General features: G+C 74.8%; 21 protein-coding genes. 9 read left to right on the top strand and 12 right to left on the bottom strand.

What is annotated here, in order from left to right; all coding sequences use genetic code 11:
• Positions 1–8 precede the first annotated feature (8 nt).
• From ACSMXO_RS35490 to ACSMXO_RS35480, 3 genes are read left to right on the top strand one after another with little or no spacing between them, the layout of a single operon-like run.
• Positions 9–491, top strand: coding sequence for a WXG100-like domain-containing protein (locus ACSMXO_RS35490; RefSeq protein ID WP_346259955.1), 483 nt, complete (start codon positions 9–11; stop codon positions 489–491).
• Positions 484–930 carry an HNH/ENDO VII family nuclease gene (locus ACSMXO_RS35485; protein WP_455415377.1) on the top strand — a complete coding sequence of 149 codons (447 nt, stop codon included), beginning with the start codon at positions 484–486 and terminating at the stop codon, positions 928–930. The genes ACSMXO_RS35490 and ACSMXO_RS35485 overlap by 8 nt, the downstream gene beginning before the upstream one ends.
• On the top strand, positions 896–1,513 hold the full coding sequence (locus ACSMXO_RS35480) for a suppressor of fused domain protein (protein WP_455415376.1): 618 nt from the start codon (positions 896–898) through the stop codon (positions 1,511–1,513). The genes ACSMXO_RS35485 and ACSMXO_RS35480 overlap by 35 nt, the downstream gene beginning before the upstream one ends.
• A gap of 94 nt (positions 1,514–1,607) precedes the next feature.
• Here ACSMXO_RS35480 and ACSMXO_RS35475 read toward each other — a convergent pair whose 3' ends face one another.
• Entirely contained in the window at positions 1,608–2,315 is a 708-nt protein-coding gene (locus ACSMXO_RS35475) for a GTP cyclohydrolase II (RefSeq protein ID WP_346259952.1), read from the bottom strand.
• A 227-nt stretch (positions 2,316–2,542) separates the two neighbouring features.
• Between ACSMXO_RS35475 and ACSMXO_RS35470 the strand changes: the two genes are divergently transcribed.
• The gene (locus tag ACSMXO_RS35470; protein WP_346259951.1) at positions 2,543–3,235 is read left to right on the top strand and encodes a RibD family protein; all 693 of its coding nucleotides are present in this window, start codon (positions 2,543–2,545) and stop codon (positions 3,233–3,235) included.
• 95 nt (positions 3,236–3,330) lie between these two features.
• On the opposite strand, the gene ACSMXO_RS35465 is transcribed toward ACSMXO_RS35470, so the two are convergent.
• From ACSMXO_RS35465 to ACSMXO_RS35445, 5 genes are all read right to left on the bottom strand, one after another.
• Entirely contained in the window at positions 3,331–4,425 is a 1,095-nt protein-coding gene (locus ACSMXO_RS35465) for a lysylphosphatidylglycerol synthase transmembrane domain-containing protein (RefSeq protein ID WP_455419386.1), read from the bottom strand.
• A gap of 173 nt (positions 4,426–4,598) precedes the next feature.
• A complete protein-coding gene (locus ACSMXO_RS35460) occupies positions 4,599–5,459 on the bottom strand; it encodes a methyltransferase domain-containing protein (RefSeq protein WP_455415375.1) in 861 nt (286 codons plus the stop codon).
• Positions 5,452–6,633: a glycosyltransferase family 4 protein gene (locus ACSMXO_RS35455; RefSeq protein ID WP_455419385.1), complete on the bottom strand. Its 1,182-nt coding sequence runs from the start codon at positions 6,631–6,633 to the stop codon at positions 5,452–5,454. Before ACSMXO_RS35455 ends, ACSMXO_RS35460 begins: the two co-directional genes overlap by 8 nt.
• Positions 6,634–6,683: 50 nt before the next feature.
• Complete coding sequence (locus ACSMXO_RS35450) at positions 6,684–7,082, bottom strand: 6-pyruvoyl trahydropterin synthase family protein (RefSeq protein WP_346259948.1); 399 nt, start codon at positions 7,080–7,082, stop codon at positions 6,684–6,686.
• Between the two features lie 43 nt (positions 7,083–7,125).
• Positions 7,126–8,100, bottom strand: a complete 975-nt coding sequence (locus ACSMXO_RS35445; RefSeq protein ID WP_346259947.1) for a zinc-dependent alcohol dehydrogenase — start codon at positions 8,098–8,100, stop codon at positions 7,126–7,128.
• A gap of 113 nt (positions 8,101–8,213) precedes the next feature.
• On the opposite strand from ACSMXO_RS35445, the gene ACSMXO_RS35440 reads away from it, so the two are divergent.
• Positions 8,214–9,044, top strand: coding sequence for a CDP-alcohol phosphatidyltransferase family protein (locus tag ACSMXO_RS35440; protein WP_455415374.1), 831 nt, complete (start codon positions 8,214–8,216; stop codon positions 9,042–9,044).
• Positions 9,045–9,094: 50 nt separating this feature from the next.
• Here the strand turns inward: ACSMXO_RS35440 and ACSMXO_RS35435 are convergent, their stop codons facing one another.
• Both ACSMXO_RS35435 and ACSMXO_RS35430 read right to left on the bottom strand, forming a co-directional pair.
• Positions 9,095–9,883 carry a hypothetical protein gene (locus tag ACSMXO_RS35435; RefSeq protein ID WP_455415373.1) on the bottom strand — a complete coding sequence of 263 codons (789 nt, stop codon included), beginning with the start codon at positions 9,881–9,883 and terminating at the stop codon, positions 9,095–9,097.
• Positions 9,884–9,974: 91 nt separating this feature from the next.
• The gene (locus ACSMXO_RS35430) at positions 9,975–12,173 is read right to left on the bottom strand and encodes an Hsp70 family protein (RefSeq protein ID WP_455415372.1); all 2,199 of its coding nucleotides are present in this window, start codon (positions 12,171–12,173) and stop codon (positions 9,975–9,977) included.
• A gap of 257 nt (positions 12,174–12,430) precedes the next feature.
• Between ACSMXO_RS35430 and ACSMXO_RS35425 the strand changes: the two genes are divergently transcribed.
• A complete protein-coding gene (locus tag ACSMXO_RS35425) occupies positions 12,431–12,820 on the top strand; it encodes a VOC family protein (RefSeq protein WP_346259943.1) in 390 nt (129 codons plus the stop codon).
• A gap of 86 nt (positions 12,821–12,906) precedes the next feature.
• Here the strand turns inward: ACSMXO_RS35425 and ACSMXO_RS35420 are convergent, their stop codons facing one another.
• Positions 12,907–13,467: an N-acetyltransferase family protein gene (locus tag ACSMXO_RS35420; protein ID WP_455415371.1), complete on the bottom strand. Its 561-nt coding sequence runs from the start codon at positions 13,465–13,467 to the stop codon at positions 12,907–12,909.
• A gap of 145 nt (positions 13,468–13,612) precedes the next feature.
• Positions 13,613–16,630, bottom strand: coding sequence for a BTAD domain-containing putative transcriptional regulator (locus tag ACSMXO_RS35415; RefSeq protein ID WP_455415370.1), 3,018 nt, complete (start codon positions 16,628–16,630; stop codon positions 13,613–13,615).
• 676 nt (positions 16,631–17,306) lie between these two features.
• Between ACSMXO_RS35415 and ACSMXO_RS35410 the strand changes: the two genes are divergently transcribed.
• Together ACSMXO_RS35410 and ACSMXO_RS35405 are read left to right on the top strand one after the other, a co-directional pair.
• The gene (locus ACSMXO_RS35410) at positions 17,307–18,488 is read left to right on the top strand and encodes an alanine racemase (protein WP_455415369.1); all 1,182 of its coding nucleotides are present in this window, start codon (positions 17,307–17,309) and stop codon (positions 18,486–18,488) included.
• Between the two features lie 264 nt (positions 18,489–18,752).
• Complete coding sequence (locus ACSMXO_RS35405; protein WP_455415368.1) at positions 18,753–19,631, top strand: hypothetical protein; 879 nt, start codon at positions 18,753–18,755, stop codon at positions 19,629–19,631.
• A 47-nt stretch (positions 19,632–19,678) separates the two neighbouring features.
• Here the strand turns inward: ACSMXO_RS35405 and ACSMXO_RS35400 are convergent, their stop codons facing one another.
• Positions 19,679–20,251: a hypothetical protein gene (locus tag ACSMXO_RS35400; RefSeq protein WP_455415367.1), complete on the bottom strand. Its 573-nt coding sequence runs from the start codon at positions 20,249–20,251 to the stop codon at positions 19,679–19,681.
• Between the two features lie 358 nt (positions 20,252–20,609).
• Here ACSMXO_RS35400 and ACSMXO_RS35395 point away from each other — a divergent pair, with 358 nt between their 5' ends.
• Positions 20,610–21,515 (top strand): hypothetical protein, encoded by a 906-nt coding sequence (locus ACSMXO_RS35395; protein WP_455415366.1) that lies wholly within the window; start codon positions 20,610–20,612, stop codon positions 21,513–21,515.
• A 163-nt stretch (positions 21,516–21,678) separates the two neighbouring features.
• Here ACSMXO_RS35395 and ACSMXO_RS35390 read toward each other — a convergent pair whose 3' ends face one another.
• Entirely contained in the window at positions 21,679–24,618 is a 2,940-nt protein-coding gene (locus ACSMXO_RS35390) for an AfsR/SARP family transcriptional regulator (RefSeq protein WP_455415365.1), read from the bottom strand.

Below are 24,618 nucleotides of genomic sequence, written 5' to 3'. Positions count from 1 at the left end.
AGCCCGCGATGGGGATCCAGTTGCCGCCCAGCCTGGTGGAGCTCCTCGCCACCATCGGCTTCCACTGGCCGGAGAGCGACGAGACCAAGCTGTTCGAGCTGGGCCGGGCCTGGGGTGGCCTGTCGAGCCAACTCGACACCGAGGTGAAGGCCGCCAACAGCGCGGCGGCCGGCGTCTGGACGGCGACCCAGGCCGAAGCGGCGGACGTGTTCCGGACCAGTTGGACCAGGGACGCCGCGCCGGCCCAGCGGCTGGCCGGCGGTGCCACCGGGGCGGACATCGTCGGTGCCGGGCTGCTGACCTGCGCCGCCATCGTCCTGGCGCTCAAGCTCAACATCATCGCCCAGGCCAGCCTGACCGTGCTGGCCATCGCGGCGGCGATCGCCACCGGTGGTCTGGCCGCCGCCGGGGTCGCCCTGCTGCGCGAGGCGTTGCGGCGAGCCCTGGACTGGCTGCTCAACGAGGCGATCATGAAGATCGCCAATGGTTAGACGCCGGGTACGCCGGCGACTCGCCGGTGCCGCCGCCAAGGGCGTGATGCGGTCGCTCCGGTCGGTCGTCCGGGACGGCGAGAAGCTGCCGCCGGTCGCCAAGAGCGTACGCGCCAAGCTGCGCCGGGATCCCTACCGCCGGCCGAAGACCTTCCGCCGGGGCGTACGCGACAAGGTGTGGCAGGCGAACAAGGGCCCGGACGGCAAGGTCCGGGACCCGTTGACCGGCAAGGTCATCCGTCGGTGGACACGCTGGGACATGGGGCACAAGCCCGGGTACGAGTTCCGCAAGCACCAGGCCAGCGCACGCCGGCGGCGGATCGGCCGCAAGAAGTTCCTCGACGAGCACAACGACCCGTCGCACTATCGGCCGGAGCTACCATCGTCGAACCGAGGTCACGCAGGTGAGGACCATACCGACGACTACCTGGGGCCGTGACATGCCGAACGTCAGCAACGAGAACAAGGTGATCGCGAAGACCGTCGCGGCGGTCTTCGGTGGCAGCCCACGGGTCGTCGAATACCTCGACGCCGACGGGGCGAGCAGGGTGGCGATCCTGCACTCCACCGACCACCCCTGGCCGGACACCACGGCCTACTGCACGATCGGCCTCTCCGAGGTCGCCATCCCCAGGGACGTCGACCCGCCGCTCGGCGTCGAGCTGCTCGCCGTCGCCGACTCGGCCCTGCATCCGCAGTTCGCCGAGGCGCTGAGTACCGCCGCGTTCTTCTGGATCAACGACGGCTGGGAGCCGGAGCCGGGCGCCTGCTTCCGCGAGGTGCTGCGCATGCACCTGCCGGACACCCGGTTACCGCACCTCTTCCTCACCGACCCCTATCTCTGGGAGCGGGAGTTCGGCTCGATGGTGGTCGGCAGCAGGACGGTGGCCTGGCTGCTCGCCGTACCGGTCAGCGAGAGCGAGGCGGACTACGCCGAGGAGAACGGTCCCGAGGCCCTCGAGGAACTCTTCGAACGGCACGAGATCGACATCACCGACCTCGACCGGGCCCCGGTGGTCTGAGCCGCCGGCCGCGACCGGGCCCTCCCGGCCGGGGCGGACCCGTGGTCGGCAGGTGGCCGGACGGGGTGTGCCCCGGCCAGCCCGGGACCGCCGCTCAGTCGGCGAGCGGCAGGTCGATGGTGTGCGCGGTGTGGTTGGCCTTCGTCTTCAGATATCGGGCGTTGGCGGCGGAGAGATGCACCCCGGTGGGGACCCGCTCGGCGACCTGCACGCCGAGCCGGCCGAGTTGTTCCGCCTTGTCCGGGTTGTTGCTCAGCAGCGCGATCCGGTCCGCGCCGAGCGTACGGAGCATCTGCGCCGCCACCGTGTAGTCGCGCTCGTCCTCGCCGTGCCCGAGCGCCACGTTGGCCTCGTAGGTGTCCAGCCCCACGTCCTGCAGGGCGTACGCGTCGAGCTTCGCGTACAGCCCGATGCCCCGGCCCTCCTGCCGCAGGTAGAGCAGGAACCCGCCATGGTCGCTGATCCGCTCGACCGCCTCCCGCAGTTGCGGGCCGCAGTCGCACCGCTGGCTGCCGAACACGTCACCGGTCATGCACTCGCTGTGCGGCCGCACCAGCGGCGCGGGTGCGCCGTTGACGGACTGGCCGAGCCTGCCCCGCCAGTCGCCCAGACCGAGCGCGAGATGCTCCCGGCCGTCCACCAGCCCGTCGAAGGTGAAGACCCGCGCGGTGGCGGTGTAGCCGTCGGCGAAGCGGAGCGGTACGGTCACCTGCCGGCGCACGGCGGCGGCCGGAAACGGCCCGGGCGCGGTGAGCGTTTCGGGCGCCTCGGCGGTGGTTACCTGGGGCGGTGTGTGCGGCATCAGTTCTCCCTCTTGGGGTCGGTGCGTACGCCCTGACGATCTAGGGTGCCTCTGTCGGAGGTCTGCCCGCGAGCGCATCGAAAGAGCGTGGAGGCTGGTACCCGGTGCGTGGTCATCCGATGCGGGCCACCCGACGGGCATCGGGGCGAGGTCGGCGGGGACGGGCGCCGACGATGCGGAAGACTGATCCACCGCGCGGGCTGTTCATCGACGGAGAGGTGCGATCAGTGGGCGACCGGCCGTACGTACTGCTCAGCTGCGGCATGTCAATCGACGGCTACCTGGACAACGCCACCGGGGCGCGGCTGCTGCTCTCCAACGACGCCGACTTCGACCGGGTCGACGCGGTACGGGCGGAATGCGACGCGATCCTGGTCGGTGCGGGTACGGTCCGGCAGGACAATCCGCGCCTGCTGGTCCGGTCGCCGCAACGCCGGGCCGAGCGGGTGACCCGGGGGTTGCGGCCGACCCCGATGAAGGTGACCGTGACCGGCCGGGCCGACCTGGACCCGACCGCCCGGTTCTTCGTCACCGGCGACATCGACAAGCTCGTCTACTGCGCGAGCGCCAGCCTGGACGAAGCGCGCAAGCGCCTCGGCGAGGTGGCGACCGTGGTGGACAGCGGCGACCCCGTCGACCTCGAACTGGTGCTGGCCGACCTGCACGCCCGGGGCGTGGCTCGGCTGATGGTCGAGGGTGGCGGGACGATCCATACCCAGTTCCTCACCGCCGGACTCGCCGACGAGTTGCAGTTGGTGGTCGCGCCCTTCTTCGTCGGTGACTCCCGGGCGCCGCGCTTCGTCGGCGACGGCCGGTTCCCGTGGGGACCCGACCGCCGGGCGGAACTGGCCGAGGTCTGCCAGATCGGCGACGTGGTGCTGTTGCGCTACGCCCTCTCGGAACGGTTCGCCGCGACGTGACCGGTCAGCGCGGCGCGCAGCGACCCGGCCGCGAGCGGGCACAGCCGCCTGGCCGGCCGGGGCGGCGCAGGGCGTGCGGCAGGTCGTGCCGCCGGTCACGCGACCGCTCGGGGTAGCCGGAGCCGGGGCGCCGCCCGGTTGGCGGGCGCGGTGGCGGCGGGCGTACCGGCGGCGGGTGTCCTGGTCGTGCGGAGCCGGCCGATCCAGCGCGCGACCAGTACCGCCGCGCCGGGCAGGCTCGCGACGAAGGCGAGTACCCCGTACACCACGGCGACGGTGAGGCCGAGCGAGGCGCCCAGCCCGGCGGCGCCGAAGGCCCAGGCGGTGACGCCCTCCCGGGGCCCCCAACCGCCGACGTTCAGCGGCAGCGCCATCGCGATCAGGGCGAGCAACATCAGCGGTACGAGCCGGGTGAGCGGCGCCGACGAGCCGGCGGCCCGGGCCGCGACGACGAACGTGCCGAGATGTCCGGCCAGCACCACGGCGGACGAGAGCGCGACCCCCGGCCAACTGTGCCGGGCGAGCAGCCCGAGCCGTACGTCGGAGACGGCGGTGCGGCACGCCCGGACCCACCGCGAGCCCGCGAGCCGGGCCGCGTCCGGGTCGGTGCCGTCCGGAGCGGGACCGTCCCGCCGGGCGACGGGAGGCTGCCCGTCCCGGCGGCGGAGCCGGTCGAGCCGCCGTCGCGACCGCAGGACGAGCCAGCCGGCGAGACCGAGCACCCCGGCCGTCCCCAGGACGGCGGCCACCAGCGGTCCCGTCCGGCCGAGCCCGGCCCGGGCCAGCAGCGGGGCGGGGTAGGCGAGCAGCAGCACCACCACTCCGACGGTGAGCAGCACGATCTGCCCGGCGGAGCGCTCCAGCACCACGGCCCGGACACCCCGGCCGACGTCGTCCACGTCCTTGCCGTGCCGCACCGCCCGGTGCACGTCCCCGAGTACGCCGCCCGGCAGGGCCGCGTTGAGGAAGAGCCCCCGGTAGTAGTCGGCGATCGCCCTGCCCAGCGGCAACCGGATGCCGAGACCCCGGGCCACCAGGCACCAGCGCCAGGCGCTGAACACCGTGGTCAGCAGTCCGATCCCCAGCGCGGCGAGCAGGGTGCCGGCGTCGATCACCCGCAGCCCGTCCAGGAACGCCCCGGTGCCGAGCCGCCACAGCAGGAAGCCGAGGATGGCGGCACCGCCGAGCAGTCGGGCCCAGGCCCAGAACGTACGCCTCACGACGCCGCCCGGTCCGCCGGAACTCCCCGCCGTGCCGTCCTCGCCCCGCACATCCGCCAGCCTCCTTCGGTCGGTTCTCGCCAGTTATACGAGGCAACCGGGGCTGCGGTTCATCCGTTCGCGGCGAGCGGCTCGGTACGGGGTCATCGGTACGTGGCGAGCAGGTCGGCGTGCCCGACGACCACCCGCAGCTCACCGGCGGTCGCGGCGCCGAGCCGACGCTCCAGGTAGCCGGCGGCCGGGGCGGCCAGCTCCGGCCGCTGCTCGACGGCGGCCGCCACCCAGCCGCGCAGCCACTGCGCGGTCAGTTCCGCCTCCGCCGGGCCGAGCCGCCACGGGCTGGGCCGGACCCGCACCTCCGCCCCGAGCCGGCGGAACGCCTCGGCGGTCGCCTGCACGGCGTCCGGGCCGAGTAGCCGCTGGCCGCCGGTACTGCGCCGCTGGTGCGCGTTGAACGCGGCGGTGATCTCGGCGTCGAGCGGGTCGGCCGGGGAGAACTCCACCTCGCCCAGCACGGAGAGGGTCAGCAGCGCCGGGCAGCCGGCGTCGACGCAGGCCGTGACGAGCCGTTCCACCTCGGCGAGGCTGAGCAGGTCGAGCAGGGCGGACGCGGTGACCAGCGACGCCCCGGCGAGGTCGTCGGCGGTCAGCCGGGTGAGGTCGCACTCCCGGGTCCGGACGCTGACCGGCGAGCCGTCGGCGGCGGTGGCCGGCAGGTGGTCCCGGGCGTGGTCGAGCAGCCCGGCTTCCCGGTCGTACAGCACCCAGTGCTGCGGACCGGGCAGCCGGCCGGCGAGCCAGCGCCCCATCGAACCGCTGCCGCAGCCCAGGTCCCGGATCACCGTCGGACCGGTGCCGGTCGGCAGGCCGCGCAGCGGCTCGACCAGCTCACTGGCCCGGGCCCGGGCGTCGGCCGGCTCCCGCAGGCCGAGCCAGGCCAGGCTGTACGGCGAATCGTCGTCCCCGCCGTCGGGTTGCCCGGTTCGCTCGCCGCGCTCAGTCATGGTTTCCCTTCACTTCTGCGGTCCTTCCACGATCGTCCCCGGCCGGCGGTGACGGATCGTCCCCGGCCGGTGCTGGCCGCCGGGGCGGTCCCGGTTGCCGGGCCAGCGCGTGCAGCACCCCGCCGAGGCGAGCGGCGGTGACCTCCCAGCCGGGCAGGTCGGCCCGGCGATCCCGGGCGGCGGCCCGGAGCCGGTGCCGCAGCTCCGGCTCGTCGAACCAGCGGCGCAGCGCCCCGGCCAGCGCCGCCGGGTCACCGGGCGGCACCAGCAGCCCGGGTACGGCGCCGTCCGGCGTCCGCCCGACCGCCTCGGGCAGCCCGTCCACCGCGCTGCCCAGCACCGGAATGCCCCGGGCCAGCGCCTCGGTGACGACCATGCCGTACGGCTCGGCCCGGGACGCCAGCACCAGCAGGTCGGCGGCGGCGTAGTCGGCGGCCAGCTCGGTGCCGGTACGCGGCCCGACGAACCGTATCCGGTCGGCCAGCCCGGCCGCCCCGGCCGTCCGGCGCAGCCGGTCGACGTGGTCCGGATCGCGGTCGACGGGGCCGACGCAGCGGCAGGTCCAGGGCCGGTCCGGCATCGCCGCCAGCGCCTCGACCAGTACGTCGTGTCCCTTGCGCGGGATGACCGAGGCGACGCAGAGCAGGCTCGCGGCGCCGTCCGTACCGGGTGCCAGCGGTGCGGCCGCGACCCCGGGCGGCACGATGTGCACCCGCGCGGCGGGCAGCCCGTGCCGCTCCACCAGCCGGCGCCCGGTGCCGGCGCTGGTCGCCACGACCGCCGGGGCGGCCCGCAGGGTCCGCCGTTCCCACTCGTCGAGCCGGGCCGCCACCTCGGGCGGCAGCCCGGTCTCGTCGGCCAGCGGCAGATGCACCAGCACCGCCAGCCGGAGCCGAACGGCTGCCGGACCGACGACCTCCGGTACCCCGCAGGCGACCAGCCCGTCCAGCAGCACCACCGCGCCGTCCGGTACGCCGGCGAGCGCGGCGGCCAGCGCCAACCGCTCGGCCTCGGCGGGCCGGGGCCAACTCCCCGGTACGGCGAGTTCGCGTACCTGCCAGCCGAGCCCGGTCAGCCCGGTGATGACCTGCCGGTCGTAGTGGTTGCCGCCGCTCGGGGTGCCCGGATCGTCGATGTCACCGGGCAGCACCACGTACGCGGTCCCGGCGCTCACCGCGCCGGTGCCGTCTCCGGACGCACCCGGCCAGCCGGGATCCGGTTCGGTCACAGGGTCCGCTCGTAGCTGGCCCAGGCGATGTGCGACTCGTGCAGGGTGACGGTGATCCCGGTCAGCCCGCGCGCCCCCGCGCCGAGCGAGCCCGCGTGCACCCGGTCGGCCAGCCGGTCGGCGATGATCTGGGCGAGCGCCTCGGTCGAGGTGTTGATCCCGGACAGTGACGGCTCGTCGTCCAGGTTGCGGTAGTTGAGTTCGCCCAGCACCTCGGCCAACTGTGCGGAGGCCAGCCCGATGTCCACGACGATGTTGTCCGCGTCGAGTTCGGGACGGCGGAACGTGGCGTCCACCACGAAGGTCGCCCCGTGCAGCTTCTGGGCCGGGCCGAAGACCTCACCCCGGAAGCTGTGCGCGATCATGATGTGGTCACGGACGGTGATGCTGAACAAGGATTCTCCTCCTGGTGTTTCCGCTCGGGATGCGCGGTGGCAGCTACGGATAGTCGACCCGGTGGCACAGGGCGGGCAGCTCGCCGCTGACCAGCCGGGGGAGTGTCTCCGGCAGCTCCTCGAAGTCGCACGCGCCGGTGATCAGGGCGTCGAAGGCCGGGTCGGCGAGCAGTTCCAGGGCGAGCCCGAGCCGGTCGGCGAAGGTACGCCGTCCGCGTACGTTCGGTGACACCGTGCCCACCTGACTGCTCCGGACGACCAGTCGGCGGGAGTGGAAGTTCTCGCCGAGCGGCACGCTCACCTGGCGGTCGCCGTACCAGCTCAGTTCGACCACGGTGCCCTCCGGGGCGAGCAGCTCCAGCGATCGGGTCAGCCCGGCCGAGGTGGCGCTGGCGTGTACCACCAGGTCACGGTCGCCGGCCGCCTCGGCGGGCAGCGCGAAGTCGACGCCGAGCGCGGCGGCGACGCCCGCCCGGCCGGGATCCGCGTCGACCAGCTGCACCCGGGCGCCGGGGAACCGGGCGAGGACCCCGGCGACGGCGCTGCCGACCATCCCGGCCCCGACGACCGCGATCCGGTCGCCGACCAGAGGAGCGGCGTCCCAGAGCGCGTTCACCGCGGTCTCCACGGTGCCGGCGAGCACCGCCCGGGCCGCCGGCACCCCGTCCGGTACGACGGTGACCGCCGACGCCGGCACGACGTACCGGGTCTGGTGCGGGTAGAGGCAGAAGACGGTACGGCCGACCAGGTGCTCCGGTCCCGCCTCGACGAGCCCGACGTTGAGGTAGCCGTACTTCACCGGGCCGGGAAAGTCGCCGTCCTGGAACGGGGCGCGCATCGTCGCGTACTGGCTGGGTGGCACCTTGCCGGCGAAGACCAGCGTCTCGGTGCCCCGGCTCAGCCCGGAGTGGAGGGTGCGGACCAGCACCTCGTCGGCACCGGGCGGCGCCAGCGGCACCGGCCGGATCTCGCCCCTGCCGGGTGCGGCAAGCCAGAAGGCCCGGGCACGCACTGTCATCAACTCCTTTCCCGGCGCGATGAACCGAACGCGGACGTTTTCCGTTTCCACGGGGGTGGGCAGCGGCAACGATACGCGGCACGTTGATCGTGCCAAACCGTGACGGAGGAACGTTGACTGTCAGTGATCACCCGATCGCAACATCCCTGGTCCGCCTGCGTCCCGCGCGGCACCGGACAGTGTCCCCGCCGCTCGTCGGCGGTCGCCCCGTACCGGTCCAGGTGGGCTCGGCGGCGGAGGTGGACGGGCCGGCGGTGGGGCTGGCCGTCCAGTTCGTCCTGCTGGCGGCGCTCTCCGCCACGGTCGGGCTGGGCCCCGCCGGCTGGTTGGCCGGTTCGGCGTACGCGGTGGTCACCTGGCTGCTGCTCGGTCTTGGAATGCGTCGGTCCGGCGCCCGGATGCTCGGCGCGGCCAACCAGGTGACCCTGGCCCGGGCCACCCTGGTCGGCGGGGTGACCGCGCTGGTGGCGGCCTCCTTCTGGTCGCCGGCCCCGGTGGGGCTGCTGGTCGCCGTGGCGGGGGTGGCGCTGGCGCTGGACTGGGTCGACGGTCAGGTCGCCCGGCGTACCGGCACGACCTCCGCGCTCGGCGCCCGGTTCGACATGGAGGTCGACGCCTTCCTCATCCTGGTGCTCAGCGCCTATCTCGCGCAGTCCCTCGGCGCCTGGGTACTCGCGATCGGCGCCCTCCGGTACGCCTTCGTCGCGGCCGCCTGGGCGCTGCCGTGGCTCAAGGCGGCCCTGCCGCACCGGTTCTCCCGGAAGACTGTCGCCGCGATGCAGGGCATCGTGCTCGCGGTGGCGAGTTCCGGCCTGCTGCCCGGGTCGCTGGCGTACGCCTCGGTCGGGCTGGCGCTGGCGCTGCTCTGCTGGTCCTTCGGCCGGGACGTCGGCTGGCTGTGGCGGGCCCGCCACCGAGACCCGGCGCCGACCGGTTTCCGCTGAACCTCTCCCACCCGTCCGCGCGGTCCGTCGTGGCCGCAGGTGACGGAGGGTCAGCGGAGGCGCTCGGTCGTCACCGGGATCAGCCCCGCCATCCTGGCCGTCGTGGTCAGCTCGCGCAGCAGCGGACCGACGGCGTCGTCGCGGCTGCCGGCCAGGTCGGCCGTCAGGTCCAGGCACCAGGCGGCGCCGGCACCGATCCGGCGCAGTTCCCAGGTGAAGGCGTCGGCGCCGATCCGGCGTCGAGCGGTGCCGGCGACTCCGGTCAGGACGCCGGTGGTGCCGTGCCCGGGCGTCATCCGCCACGTGGCGAGCAGTCCGGTCAGGCCGTCCGCGTCGAGCCCGGCGGTGAAGAAGACCCGGTAGACCCGGGTCTCGGTGAAGCCGGCGGTGGCCGGGCCGGGGTTCAGCCGCAGCGGTGCCGAGGTGGGCAGCCGGATGCCGGCGTCGAAGTATCCGCGCAGCACCTCCTCGCCCGGCAGTTCGCCCCCGCCGAGATGGCGGTAGACGAACTCGACTTCCTGCCGGTTGGCGCCGACGACCCGGTCACGCAGTGCGGCGTCGGTACGTATGCCCCGGCTGAACGCCGAGGCCCCCTGCCAGCGGGAGCCGCCTGCCGTCCACCCGGTGCTGTCGAGCCGGACCGCCGAATGGTCTTCGTCCAACCGGAACTCCTCGACGAGGATCCCCGCCGGGCCGGCGAAGTCCCGGTTGTCGGGCTGGACCAGGTAGTAGTCCAGGTTCGATCCGGCGGCGAGCGGCCTCGCGGCCGACCCCGGCCGGGATCCGGCTCGGGGCGGCAACCAGGTCGCACCGTCCGGCCTCGCGGATACCGTCGACATGTCCTGCATTCTCGGCCGGGATCCGCCCCGGCGGTCGCGGCTCGCCCGGAGCGGTCGCCGGAATGTTCCGGCGCGTCCGGCACCGGGACGCTCAGCGGACCTCGGGAACGGTCGGCTCCTGCTCGTCGTAGCGGCCGAGGGTGCCCTGCCAGGCGGCCCGCCAGCGACCGTCGGCGATGATCCGCTGCAACGTCTCGGCGAGCCAGGCCCGAAACGGCTCGTCACCCCGGCGCAGGCCGATCCCGTACGGCTGCGGAGCGAACGCCGGGCCCACCAGCCGGAACCGCGCGGTGTTGCCGGCGACCAGGCCCACCAGGGTCGGTCCGTCCCCGGTGATCGCGTCGACCCCGGCGGCGGCGAGCCGCTCCGCGCACTCCTGGTAGGTGCCGAGCGACGTCAGCGCCAACGACTGGCCACCGAGCTGATCTTCGAGCTGGCTGCCGTGTGGAGTTCCGGTGACGGTGCAGGTCCGGCGGCCCTTGAGCAGCGACTCCGGGCCGGTGATCGTGGTCTCGTCGGCGCGTACCAGCAGTCGCTGCCCCGGTAGGTGGTACGGCCCGGCGAACGCGACCCGTTGGGTGCGGGCCTCGGTGATGGTGTAGGTGGCGATGACGAGGTCGACCCGGCCCTGCTCGATGAGCTCTTCCCGGACCGTCGACGGAGCCTCCGTCCACTGCACGTCGGCGGGGTCGAGGCCGAGTTCGGTGGCGATCAGCCGGCCGATCTCCACGTCGAATCCCGTCATGGTCCCGTCCGGTTCGCGGTAACCGGTGCCGGGCAGGTCGAACCTGCTGCCGATCGTGATCCGCCGCGCCTCCTGCAATCGTCGCATCGTGGTGCCGTCGGCGAAGGTCGGCGTCGCCTGCGTGCTGGGCGTGGGGTTGGCGGCCCGACCGCCGGGCCGGTCCCACGGGCGCAGTACCACGGCGACGGCCAGCACGGTCAGCACGGCCAGCACGAGCACCCCGGCGAGCAGGACCCGGCCGCGTCCCCGGGACGGCACCGACCGGCCCGTAGGCACCGACCGGACCGTGACGGCGGTCGACGGATCGGCCCCCGATACCGGAGTGGACGTGCTGGGCAGTGGGGCCGGAGGGGCGGCCGGTGGTGGGCCGGGCGGCGATGGGGCCGGAGGGGCGGTCGGTGGTGGGCCGGGCGGCGATGGGGCCGGTGGGCCGGGCGGTGGTGTGGCCGGGCCGGCCGGCAGCATGTCGTCCGGCGGCACCGAGAGGGCACCCTCGGCCACCACGAGTTCCGGCTGCTCGGTGACGACCGGCGCCACCCCGAGGGCCCGGTGCAGCAGGGTGGCCGCCAGCGGGATCCGGCTCGCACCCCCGACCAGGACGATCGTGGCCGGTCCCGCTCCGGGGCCGGCCGAGCGGACCGCCGCCACCGTCACCTCGACGGTCCGGTCCAGCACCACCCGGGCCAGTCGTTCGAACTCCTCCCGGCCGACCGGCACCGACTCGTCGAAGAGCGGGACGTGCAGGTAACCGACCGAGGTCCGGCTCAGGCTCTCCTTCGCCCGGCGGGCCTCGTCCCAGAGGGTCAGTGCGGCGCGGCGGTCGGCGTCGTCGTCCGGTGCGGTCAGCCGCCGCCACCGGACCGGATCGCGGTCCGCCAGCAGTCGACCGACGTACCCGACGAGCGCCGCGTCGAGGTCAAGACCGCCGGTCTGCGGCAGTCCGTCGGTGGCCAGCACGGTGAAGCCGCCCGTCGCGGTGCGGCGGACCACGGTCGCGTCGAAGGTGCCCGCGCCGAGGTCGTAGATGGCGACGTGACCACCGGCCGGCACGGCCAGTTCACCGGCCCCCACCAGGTAGCTCGCGGCGGCGACCGGCTCGGCGGCGAGCCGGGGCTCGGGCAGGCCGGCCTCGACGGCGGCGGCCACCAGCAGCGCCCGCCGGGTCGGCCCCCAGGTGGCGGGCACGGTGAGCAGCACGGATCCGGGCCAGCCCGGCCCCGCGACCCGGGCGGCCTCGTCGGCGACCCGGGCCAGCGTGGCGACCACCAGCGAGGTGACGGAGACCTCCCGGTTGCCGAGCCACACAGTGCCGTCGCCGATGCGCCGCTTCGGGTACGGCTCGAAGCCCTGTGGCCACCGCCGGGCGGCGCCGGTGGCGTCCTGACCGGACAGGACCGCGCCGCCGTCCTCGACACAGGTGGCCGAGGAGAGCAGCGGCGACCCATCGAACAGCAGCGGACGGGTACGCCCGTCCGGCCAGCGCAGCACAGCCACGGTGTGCGACGTGCCGTAGTCGACACTCAGCCGGAACCCTCCGTCCGCCACCCCGGCAGCCTAGTCGGCCGTCGATGGCCGGGGACGTCCGGCCCGCGCCGGACGTCCCCGACGCCGGTCCGCCGAGGAAGTCCCCGGCCGTCCCGGCCTGATGCGCTGTCGCGGTCGTGGCGCCGTCGGCGAGGGCGGGGTTCCGGCGACGGAGGTCGAGAACGGGATGGCGGCTCCGACCTCTGCTGCGTGGTGCCCCAAGGGTGCCGCCGCGCCGACGACCGAGGGCGCGACATCGTGACCTGGAAAGGAAGATCATGGGACAGCAGGTGGTGCACTTCGAGATCATCGGCGCCGATCCGGCGGCGCTCCGCAGCTACTACGGTGAACTCTTCGGCTGGCGGTTCGGCGTCGGCGACGCCGCCACCGAGGCGGTCTCCGCGCCGGGCGAGTACGGATTCGTCGACGGGAGCGCGACCGGCGACGGCACCGGGATCAACGGCGGTGTCGGCGGCGGTGCCGGATACCAGCGCCGGGTCCTGTTCTACGTGGGTGTCCCCGACGTCGAGGCGGCTCTGCGCAAGGCCGAGAGCCTCGGCGGGACCCGGGTGCTGGGGCCGGCACCGGCCAGCGGCGGGCCGCTCGCGGTCGGGCACTTCACCGATCCCGAGGGCAACCTGATCGGGGTCGCCGGCCCGCCACGCTGACCGGTGACGTCCGGCGCCGTCCGGGCCCCGGACGGCGCCTACGGCGAGGGCCTACGTCCGGTGCCGCCTCCGCCGTACCGCCCGGGCTATCCCGGCGGGAGCAGGGCGCCCGCGTCCGGCCAGACGCAGCGCAGCTTGGCCGGGCGGCCGTTGAGCCGGCCCGGTACGTCGCCCGGCGGCCGGGTGTACGACCGCTCGGCGACGCGGCCGCCGAGCGCCGAGTAGAAGGCCCGGGCGGCGGTGTTCTGCTTCAGCACCCACAGGTACATCGCGTCCGTGGCGCCGCGCTCCAGCACCGTGCCGGCCGCCCGGCGCATCAGCGCGGCGCCGATGCCGTGCCGGTGGTGGGCCCGGGCCACGTGCAGGTTGTCCACCAGGGAGCCCCACCGGGCGTCGTCGTCGAGGATGACGTGGACGAAGCCGGCGAACTCCCCGGCGATCTCGGCGAGCACCGTGACCCCCTGCGGTGCCGGGTCCGCCAGCCGGGCCGACCAGACCGCCAGCCGGTCCGCGAACACGTCACCGTCCAGATAGGAGTCCGTGTACGCACCCCGGTAGTGCCGGCGCCAACTGTCGGCGTGCAGCCCGGCGACCCGCTCGGCGTCACCGACGTTCGCATCCCGGAACGACACCGCCGCCACGTTCATCCGCCACTCCCGCCGTCGCGCCGGCCGCCCGCACGCCCGACCCCGCCCCGTCGACCACCGGACGCTACCAGCCGGCCTCGCGCGGCTCCCGCGCATTTCCGCTCCGGCCGGGACAGGCCGGCCGGGTGCCCACCCGGAACCTTCGTCAGGTCCGGTGGGACGGCTGTCCGGCAGGGACGCCCGGCCCGCCGGGACGGCCCAGGCCGGCGATCCGGGTGCGTACCCGCGCCGCGTCGGGGTGGCCGATGTCGGTGAGGATGGCCAGCGCCGCCCGCCACGCGGTCAGTGCCGCTCCCGGGTTGCCGGCGTCGAGCTGGGTGTCGCCGAGACTGGTCAGCGCGTCGGTCTCGCCGTACCGGTCGTCGGCGGCCCGGAAGAACTCGACCGCCCGCTGATAGCAGGCGATGGCGTCCGCGTGGTTGCCGAGCCCGTGGTACGCGTACCCGAGGCTGTCCCAGGCGTTGGCCAGCCCACTGACGTCCTTCTGTTCCTCGTGCAGCCGGACCGCCTCCCGGCACCGCTGGAGCGCGACGTGATAATCGCCGAGCTGCGCGTGGTACCACCCGGTGGCGTTCAGCGCGCTCGCCGCGCCCACCCGGTTACCGGCGGCCCGGAACAGTTCGAGGGCCCGCTCGGTGTGCGCCAACGCCCGGTCGTGCCGGCCCTGCCGGGCGTACGCGCGGCCGATGCCGCGCTCGGTGCTCGCCTCGCCGGCCGGGTCACCGAGCTGACGGAACAGGGCGAGGGCCTGCCGGAGCTGCTCGTGCGCCTCGTCGGCCCGGGACATCCGCAGGTAGACCAGGCCCAGGAAGCGGTGTGCCTGCGCCTGCCCGAGGTCGTCGCGGTCCGCGTTCGACTCCAGGGCCCGCTGCTGCGCGTGCACCCAGTCCTGCCAGTGCACCCGCCGGTTGAGGAACATGCTGACCGACCAGGCGAGCTGCCAGGTGTGGGTGGCCCGGCCGGCGTCGGCGGCCAGGTCGATCACCCGGAGCAGGACCAGCCGTTCGGCGTCGAACCAGGCGAGCGCCGACGTCCCGTCGGCGAACCGCTCCGGCTCGGCCCCGGGTGCCGGCTCCGCCAGGGTGATGGAATCGCTGCGGACGTAGAGCCGCCGGTCGGCCTCGTACGCGGTGTGCAGGTAGTGGTCGAGGATGCGGTCCAGCGCCTCGGCACGCTCGGCCGGCGGGACGCCGGCCTCGGCGAGTTCTCCGGCGTAGGCCCGCAGCAGGTCGTGCAGGGCGTACCGGCCGGGCTCGTCGGTGGCGACGAGGTGCGCCCGGTGCAGTTCGTCGAGCAGGCGCCGGACGGTCCGGCGGGTGGCACCGAGCAGGCTGGCCGCGGCCGGCACGGTGATCGTCGGCCCCGGGTGCAGCCCGAGGTGCCGGAAGAGTCGCGCCCCCTCGACGCTCAGCGTCCGGTACGAGCAGAAGAAGACCGCGCGCAGGTCGGTGGCCGGGTCACCGGCGCTGAGGGTGTCGAGGTCGCCGGCTTCCGCCAGCTCGGCGGCGAGCGAGGCCAGCGACTGTCCCGGGTGCGACACCGCCAGCGCGGCGGTGATGGCGAGCGCGAGTGGCAGCCGGGCGCACCAGCCGATGAGCTGCTCGACCGCCTCCGGCTCGGTGCCGACCCGGTCGTCGCTGATCCGGTCGGCTAGGAAGTCCCGGGCCTCGTCGAGGGTGAACAGGCCGAGCGGGACGGGGTGCGCGCGGTCGGTGGCGACCAGCCCGAGCAGGCTGTCCCGGCTGGTGACCAGGGCCATGCTGCCGGCGGCGGTGGGCAGCAGCGGCCGGACCTGCTCGGCGTCCCGGGCGTTGTCCAGCAGCACCAGCAGCCGGCGGTCGGCGATCAGGCTGCGATAGAGCCCCTGCTGCCCGAGGTAGCTCTCCGGGATCCGCTCGGGGCGTACCCCGAGGGCCTCCAGGAAGGCCCGGGTCGCCGCCGCCGGTTCGAGCACGGCACCGGCCCGGTCGTATCCCCGGAGGTTGAGGTGGAGCTGCCCGTCCGGAAAGTGCGACGCCACCCGGTGCGCCCAGTGCACGGCGAGGGTGGTCTTGCCCACCCCGGCCGTACCGTGGATCAGCGCGACCGTCGCGCCGGGCTCCTCGGCGGAGAGCAGTTTGTCCAGCTCGGCCAGCTCGCCGGTGCGTCCGACGAACGCCGCCACCCGGGTCGGCAGTTGCGCGGGCGGGGGTGCCGGGGGCGGGGCGTCCCGCTGGTCGTCCCGGAGCGCGTGGTCGAGGGCCGCCGCCAGCTCGGCACCCGGATAGAGCCCGAGTTCGTCGTCGAGCCGGGCACGGATCCGGTGGAACGCGTCGACCGCTGCGGCCCGCTGGCCGGATCCGGCGAGTGCGCGGACCAGTCGTGCGTGCAGCGGCTCGTGCACCGGTTCCACGTCCACGAGTACGCCGAGCCGGCGCACCACCGCCGCCGCCTCCCCCTCGGCCAGGGCCAGGTCGGCGTAGTCCAGCGCGGCGGTGATCCGGCGCTGGTGCAGGGCGACCGCGGCCGGGTGCTGTCCGAGATGGTCCGGCAGGTCGGCGCCGACCGGGCCCCGCCAGCAGTCCAGCGCCTCGGCCAGCCGCTCGGCGTCCGGCCGGCCCGTGCCGGTGTCCTCGGTGAGCTGCCGGAACCGGAGTACGTCCAGCTGTCGGGCGTCGGCGGAGAGCCGGTAGCCGACGGCGGTGCTGTCGATCCGCGGCGCCCCCGGCCCGGCCGGCAGCAGCCGGCGCAGCCGGGCCGCGTACGTGTGCAGCAGGTTCTGCCAGGTCGCCGGTGGGGTGTCCGGCCACAGCACGTCGGCGATCTCGTCGCGGCCGACGTCGGTACCGGGCTGGATGGCGAGCAGGGCGAGCATGCAGCGCGGTTTCGCCGCGGTCAGCGGTACCGGCCGGCCGCCCCGGCTCAACCGCAGCGGACCGAGCACGGCGAGCCGCACCGCACCGGCCGGCTCACTCGGTTCCGGCTGGTCGAGGTCGTCTCCGCGCAGCCCCAGGGCCCTGGCGAGCTGGTGGACCGAGGCGCCCCGATCGGCGCCGGGGCGCTCGCCCTCGACGTTGCGTACCGTCCGCACGCTCAGCCCGGCACGCCGGGCCAGCTCCTCCTGGGTCCAGCCCAGTTCCTTGCGCCGGCGCCGCACGTACTGTCCCCAGGCCACGTCCCGCACTGACCCTGCCCCCCACCGACCGGCACCGATAACGCCGGCTGCGTTGCCGATGCCGGATACGCTCCATTCTGCCTGGTCATCGACGCGCGGCACTGCCGGTTCTGCTCCTGATCCGCTCCATAACGCCTCGATACCTTTTCCGTGTCCACATTGGTTCGGGCCACGACCGGGCGGCGGGGGCGTCCGGAGCGGACGGAACGACTGGTGGTCGGCTCGCTCAACGGGGGGTGGCGCCGGCCGGTTCACCGCCCGGTCGTTGGTCCGGACCAGCCGCCCTGTCACGCATCCGACTCCGTTCCCGGGCGTGGCCGGCGGCAGGAGCGCCGACCGGAGCCCGTGCCCGTTACGTGCCGGGCACCGGGCGCCACCGGACCGACGACCGGACGGCGGACCGACGACCGGACGGCGGACCGACGACCGGACGGCGGACCGATCCGGCGAACGAAGGAGCGGCGATGACAGCCGGAACAGGCCGGCGGGTGTCCGGGAGCCGCTCGTGGGTCGGGGCGATCAGCCGATTCAGGCCGGGAACGCTCCGGACGGACGGGTTGGCGGCGACCCGCTGACCCGAGGTTGCCCGGGGCGGGTGCGGGCGGGGCACCCGGACGCGGGCGGGTCCGGCCCGGACCAGGGCGGTCCGCCTAGACTTGGCCGCGCAACGCGGAGGAGAGTCGTCGTGCCCCTGACCAGTGACACCCGTCCGGCGCCGGCCGGCGAGGCCCGGCCCGCCGAGGGCCAGCCCGAGACCCCGTTCCTGGTGGTCGACCCGGAGCGGGTGGGCCGGAACATCGCGCGGCTCCGCTCCCGGCTGGCCGGGTTGGGCACCCCGCTGCGCCCGCACGTCAAGACGGCGAAGTCGCTGGCGGTCGCCCGGCTGCTCTTCGACGGCGAGCCGGGGCCGATCACCGTGTCGACGCTGCGCGAGGCGGAGGTCTTCGCCGCGCAGGGCTACACCGACATCCTGTACGCCGTCGGGCTCGCCCCGCAGAAGCTGGACCGGGTGGTGGCGCTGCACCGCGCCGGGGTGTACCTCCAGGTGCTGCTGGACAGCGTCGCCCAGGCCGAGGCGGTGGCCGCCGTCTCGACCCGGACCGGGGTACGCGTCCCGGCGCTGATCGAGATCGACTGCGACGGGCACCGGGCCGGGCTACGCCCGGACGACCCGACGGCGGTGCGGATCGCCGAGACGCTGGAGCGGGGCGGAGCCGAGGCCCGGGGCGTGCTGCTGCACGCGGGCGGCTCCTACCACAGCCGGTCCCGGGCGGAACTGGTCGCGGCGGCGGAGAACGAACGGGCCGCCGCCGTTCGGGCCGCCGCCGGGCTCCGGGCCGCCGGCTTCGCCGCGCCGGTGGTGAGCGTCGGCTCGACCCCGACGGCGCACTTCGCGGCGGACCTCACCGGGGTCACCGAGGTCCGGGCCGGCAACTTCGTCTTCTTCGACCTGGTGATGGCCGGGATCGGCGTCTGCACCGTCGACGACCTCGCGATGTCCGTGGTGGCCACGGTCATCGGCCACCAGCCGGAGAAGGGCTGGATCGTCACCGACGGCGGCTGGATGGCCACCTCGCGCGACCGGGGCACCTCGGCACAGCCCGTCGACCAGGGTTACGGCCTGGTCGCCCGGCTCGACGGGCCGCTCTATCCGGACCTGCTGATGACCGACGCCAGCCAGGAACACGGCATCCTGACCCTCCGCCCGGGCAGCCCCGCCGCGCTGCCCGACCTTCCGGTCGGTACCCGGGTGCGGATCCTGCCGATCCACGCCTGCGCGACCGCCGCCCAGCACGACGAGTACCTGGTGCTCGACCCGGCCACCGGCGCCGTCACGGAGATCTGGCCCCGGCTGCGCGGCTGGTAGCCGAGGCGGTCGTCACCGCGTCAGCCCGACGTGGTACGCCGGCTTCCTGCCGCCGGCCGGGTAGTTGAATATCGATGTGACCTGGTGGCGACGCTGGTCTCGCTGACCCTGACCCCACTCGCGGTAGGCTGCCGGACAGGCGGCGGCCGCTCGGGCCGGTGGACGGCACGGTGGTCTGTGTCGACCCGCCCCGGCCCCGACGGCTCCGCGCGACCGGCCGGTGCGCCACCGGTGCCGGCCCGAGCCACGGGGGTGCAAGCGGCCGTGACGTCCGACGGGGTCTCCATCGCGTTGATGGGCATCGACGGCTGCGGAAAAACCACCCTGGCCGGCCAACTCCGCCGCACACTCGCCGACGCCGGCCTGGAGGTGGTGGATCCCGGGCTGAACGCCGCGCTGTCCCGCACCGGCCTGCCGGCCGGCTATCCCCGGTCCAGCCTGGAACTGCTGGCGCTGGAGGCGTGGCGGCTGTTCTACGCGGGCAGCACCGTGCACGGCCGCCCCGCCGAGGAGGCGGTCGCGGCCGCCTTCGCCTCGTCCGGCATCGCGAAGCTGGGCGAGGGCCTGCCCGGCGGCCCGCCCGGGGTGCGGCAGCCCGGCATCGTCGTCTCCGCGCTCATCGAGTTCGCCGGGCACTACCTGCTGCGGGCCGAGCTGATCCAGCCGGCCCTGCTGCGCGGCGCCGTCTGCGTGTCGGACGGGTTTCCGCTGAAGAACGTCGTCCGTACCCTGCGGCTCGCCCAGCGGATGCCCGACCCGCCGATGCCACCCGGCGCGCTGGACACCCTGGTCGACGCGGTCCGGGCGTCCTACGGGGACGCGTACCTGCAACCGGAGATCGGCATCCTGCTCGACGCCGATCCGGAGCTGGCGTACCGGTGGCGGGTGTCGCAGACCGGACGAATCGAGCCCGGCGCCGACCTCTCGGTGACCGGCCGGACCGGGCCGGAGTCGTACCTGCGGTTCCAGGCGGCGATGGCCGACGAGTACCGGGCGGCGGCGCGGGAGTGGGGCTGGCACCGGCTGCCGGTGGACGGCCGGCCGCAGTGGCAGACGGTGGCCGAGGCCGTCGACATCGTGCTGAAGCATCCCCGGATCCGCCATCGGATGGCCGCCGTGGCAGCGGCTGACCAGGATTCCTGACTCTGCTGCCGGGGAGTTGCCGGGCCCGACCGCCGCCCGGGGCCCGATCAGTCGAGGAAGGCGAGGACGACAACTCCGAGTCCCAACGGCACGTCCAGCAGCATGCAGAACTCCGCCAGCGACCGGGGCACGACCTGGTTGCGCCGGTAGTGGACGAGGTCCCACACTCCGTGGCTCGCCAGTAGCAGGCCGGCCAGTACCAGTCCGGCGCGGGGCGCGACGGCGAGCGTGGCCACGGCGAGGCCGCCGTACCCGATCAGGGCCCCGACCTGCGCGGTGAACGCGGGACGGGGTGCCCGGCCGAGCAGGCCGACGAGGACCAGCGCGACCGCCGCGACGCCGAGACCGGCCCACCAGGCCAGTCCGGTGATCTTGCTGACCGCGATCACCAGGCTCCCGCCCGGAATTCCCGCCCAGGCCACCCACGGTCGGTCGAACGCGGCGGCGCCGAGGTAGCAGAGCGTGGCCACACCGACCACGATGGCCACCGACTCGTGATCCGCGCCGAGCACCAGTTGCGGTACGGCGACCGCCAGTCCGAGCAGGCTCGGCCAGCGGTGCCGGACGGCCTGCCAGCGCGGCGCCTCGGCCCGGGCGGTACCTACCGACGAGATATTCATGCCCTGGCCTCCTTGCCGCCGGACGTTCTCCGGTTCGCCCCTCCGGCCGGGGAGCGCTCCGGTTGCGCCGCCGGCCGGCTCCGCCCGTGCCGGGTTCGCCGCCGACCGGCTCCGCCCGTGCCCGGTTTCGCGGCCGACCCGCTACCTCCGCCCGCTGAGTCTGGCGGTTGGCGGCTTCAGATCGGCTTCACGCTGCCCCGGGACGATCGGGTTGGCCCCCGGTCCGCCGGCTCAGCTCCGATGCAGGCCGGTGACCTGCTATTTCATCGTCACCGAAGAGTTGCCGAAACCTCGCCGGCCACCGTTGTCGGCAGTTGCCCGGGCCGACCGTGGACCCGGAACGAGAGGGGAAAAGGCGATGACTCGCACGAACCGCTGGTTCGCCCTGGCCGGTACCGCCGCGATGGTGGCGGCCGCCCAGGTCGGGATCCAGCTTGCCGGCGCCGGCCCGGCCGCGGCGGTGACCGGCATCGAGAAGGTGACGTCGCCGCTGTCGGCGATCGACTCGCAGCAGACCCACACCGCCCGGGCCCAGTGCCCGGCCGGCAAGTGGGTGATCGGCGGCGGAGGATGGGCCTTCGCGGTGGCCGCCGTGGACAGCGCCAAGGTGACCCTGGTGCAGCTCTTCCCGGAGCACCGCACCGACGGTGCCCGGGACAGCTACGTGGTGACCGGCTCGGAGACCACGGCCGCGATGACCGGCGACTGGTGGGTGCAGGCGTACGCCATCTGCGCCAGCCCGTCCGGGCTCTCCGGCTACGGCGTCGTGGGTACCCAGAACTCGGCGACCTCGTCCCCGGTCGAGTTGGAGGCGCGGGCGGTCTGCGGCAGCAGGCGGGCCCTCGGCGGCGGCGCCCGGATCGTCAACCCGGGGCGTGACGTGGCACTCCAGGTGTCCCGGGCCTCGGCCAGCGGCGACATCTTCCGGGCGACCGCGCACGAGGACGCGGACGGTTACGCCGGCAACTGGACCGTGGACGCGTACGCGGTCTGCGTGAACCGGCCGGCCGGCTACCAGGTGGTCACCACCGCCTCGGCGCAGAGCGACTCGGAGTCGGAGAAGATCGCGTTCGCGCGGTGCCCGAGCGGTACCCGGGTGCACGGTGCGGGTGCGGCGATCTCCGACACCGCGCCCGGTGGGGTGTCGCTCCAGGTGATCTACCCGTCCAACGCGCTCGACGACGTCGAGGCGTTCGCGGTGGAGAACACTCCGGTCAGCCAGGACTGGGACTTCATCGTCAGCCAGGCGATCTGCGCCTCCTGACCCGAGCGGGCCGTCGCCGTCCAGCGCGGCGGCCCGCGAAGCGGTCCGGTCCGGGCAGCAGGCGCAGCGGCTCCCGATCCAGGCGCAGCGGCTCCCGATCCAGTAGGAGCGGCGTCCGATCCAGTACGGCCGGCCGGCAGCCACGGGCGCCGGCCGGCCGCCGTCAGCTTCCCGGATACCGGCCCGGCCCGGTGGCGTCCGGCCGGCCGGCGGCACGGACGGCGGTACCCGTGGGGAGCACGCCCTGGACCCGGCCGGCCTCCCGCGCCCCGAGCAGGAACCGGCGGACCCGGTCGGTGTCCGGATGGCCCATCTCGTCGTACAGCACCAGGGCACGTTCCCACGCCTGCACGGCGGCGGGAATCTCGCCGCCGCCGTGCAGCGCCTCGCCGAGGCAGGTCAGCGTCTCGGCGGCGCCGGCCCGGTCGCCGACCTCGGCGAAGAGGTCGAGCGCGCGCCGGCAACCGGCGACGGCCGCCCCGAACGCCCCGGCGGCGCATTCGAGATAGCCGAGGCTCTGCCAGTTCGTGGCCGCCCCGTGCCGGTTGCCGATCTCCTCGTTGAGCCGGAGTGCCTGCCGGCACAGCTCCCGGGCCTGGTCGTACTCGCCGAGCCGGGTCAGCATGCAGGCGATGTTGTTCAGCGACCGGGCCTGTCCGGTCAGGTGACCGGCCTCGCGATAGAGGTCGAGCGAGCGCTGGTCGTGGTGCAGCGCGGCCAGGTCACGACCCTGCTGTTCCAGGATCCGCGCGATGTTCACCTGCGTCTGCGCCTGGTTGGCGCGGTCGCCGACCGCGACGAACAGCCGCGCCGCCTCGGCGAGGTGGGTCCGGGCCTGGTCGAGGCGGCCGAGCTGGGTCTGGGCCCGGCCCAGATTGCGGTGTACGTGCGCCTGCGCCGCCTCGTCGCCGATCCGGCCCGCCGCCTCCAGCGCGGTACGCTGCACGGCGACCTGGTCGTGCCAGTACCCGCTGAGGTTGAAGAAGCTGGTCAGGCTCCAGGCCAGCTCCCAGCAGTGCCGGTCGAACCCGGTCCGGCCCGCCCAGTCGACGAGGGCGTGCAGGGTCCGGTGCTCGGCGCGCAGCCACGCTCTCGCCCCGGCCTGGTCGGTGAAGGACTCGGGCCCGGCACCCGGCACCGGCTCGGCCAGCACGATCGGATCCCGGTGCGGATACAGCAGCCGGTCGGCCGCGTACGCGGTGTGCAGGTAGTGGTCGAGCAGCCGGTTCGCCGCCGTACGCCGGTCGGTGGCGGCCTCCTCCAGCTCGGCCCGCTCGGCGGCGTACGCCCGCAGCAGGTCGTGCCTGGCGTACCGGCCCGGCGACCGTTCGTCGAGCAGGTGCGCCTGGGCCAGTTCGGTCAGCGACCGGCGTGCCGCCACCACCGGCAGGCCGGCGAGGCTGGCCACGGCCGGCGCGGTCAGCTCCGCTCCGGGGTGCAGCCCGACCAGCCGGAACAGCCGTGCGGCGGTGGGGTGCAGCGCCCGGTACGACCAGGAGAAGACCGCCCGGACGTCCGCCGCCGGTTCGCCGCCGTCGAACGGGTCGAGGCTGCCGCCGGCGGTCCGCAGCTCGGCGGAGAGGTCGGCGAGGCGGAAGCCCTGGAAGGCGGCGGCACGGGCGGCCACCACGGCCAGTGCCAGCGGCAGGCGCGCACACCGGGCCACGATCTCGTCCACTGCGGCCGGATCGTCGGCCACCCGGTCGGCGCCGAGCCGCCGGGCCAGGAAGCGGCGGGCCTCGGCCGGGCGGAACAGGTCGACGGTGACCGGTCGGGCGCCGTCGATCGCGACCAGGCCGGCGAGCCGGTTCCGGCTGGTCACCACGGTGGCGCAGCCGGGTGCGCCGGGCAGCAGCGGGCGTACCTGCGCGGCGTCGCGGGCGTTGTCGAGGACGACCAGCATCCGCCGGCCGGCGACCAGGCTGCGGTAGAGCGCGGTCTGCGCGGCGAGCCCGACCGGTATCCGCCGGGCGGCGACGCCGAACGCGTCGAGGAAGCCGCGCACCGCCTCCGCCGGGTCCACCACCACGCCGTCCGGGTCGAAACCGCGCAGGTTGACGTAGAGCTGCCCGTCGGGGAAGCGGTCGGCGCTGCGGTGCGCCCAGTGCACCGCGAGCGCGCTCTTGCCCACCCCGGCCGAGCCGGAGACCACGGCCGTGGCGCCGAGGCCCGGGCCCGGGTCGACGAGCCCGTCCAGCTCGGTCAGCTCGTACTCCCGGCCGGTGAACGCGGCCGGTGGCGCCGGCAGTTGCCGCGGCACGGACGGTGCTCCGGTGGCGGCGGTGCCGGCCGGCTCCGGTGCCGGCACCGGCGGGCTCTCCAGCGCCGGGTCGCTGGTCAGGATCCGCTGGTGGAGCCGTTGCAGCGCCGGCGCCGGATCCATGCCCAGCTCCTCGGCCAGCCGGGACCGGACGTCCTGGTAGTGCCGGAGCGCGTCGGCCTGCCGGCCACAGCGGTACAGCGCGGTCATCACCTGCCCGGCGATCCGCTCGTCGAACGGGTACGCGGCGGCGCGGGCGGCCAGCCCGCCGAGGAGTTCGGCATGCCGGCCGGCGGCCAGGGCGAGATCGGCCAGGTCGAGTTCGGCGGCCAGCCGCTCGGCCGCGAGCGCGGTACGGATCCCGGCCAGCCAGGGCGTGTCGAGGCTGCCGAAGGGCTCGCCCCGGCACAGCGACAGCGCCTCTTCGAACAGCGCCACCGCGGTTTCCCCGCCGGTGCGCGCCGCCGGCGTTCCGCCGCTGGTGCGGCCCTCGGGCCGGGTGAGGGCGCGGGCCCGGGCGAGCAGCCGGTGGAACCGGTGCAGGTCGACCGCGTCCGGGTCGACAGTCAACAGGTACCCGTCGGACCGGCGGCCGATCGCGAGCCCGCCGCTGCCGCCGAGCAGGGTACGCAACCGGGACACGTACCCGGACAGGGCGTTGCGGGCGTGCCGGGGCCGCTGCTCGCCCCACACCCGGTCCAGCAGCCGGTCGGCCGGCACGATCCGGTTGGCGTCGACCAGCAGCGCCGCCAGTACGCACCGCTGCCGCGCGTGCCCGAGATCGACCTGCCGCCCGTCGACCCGGGCCCGCACGTCGCCGAAGAGCAGCAGCTCCACCGCCAT

The organism is Plantactinospora sp. DSM 117369 (assembly GCF_053764795.1).
This window is presented reverse-complemented; position numbering and strand designations above follow the sequence as displayed.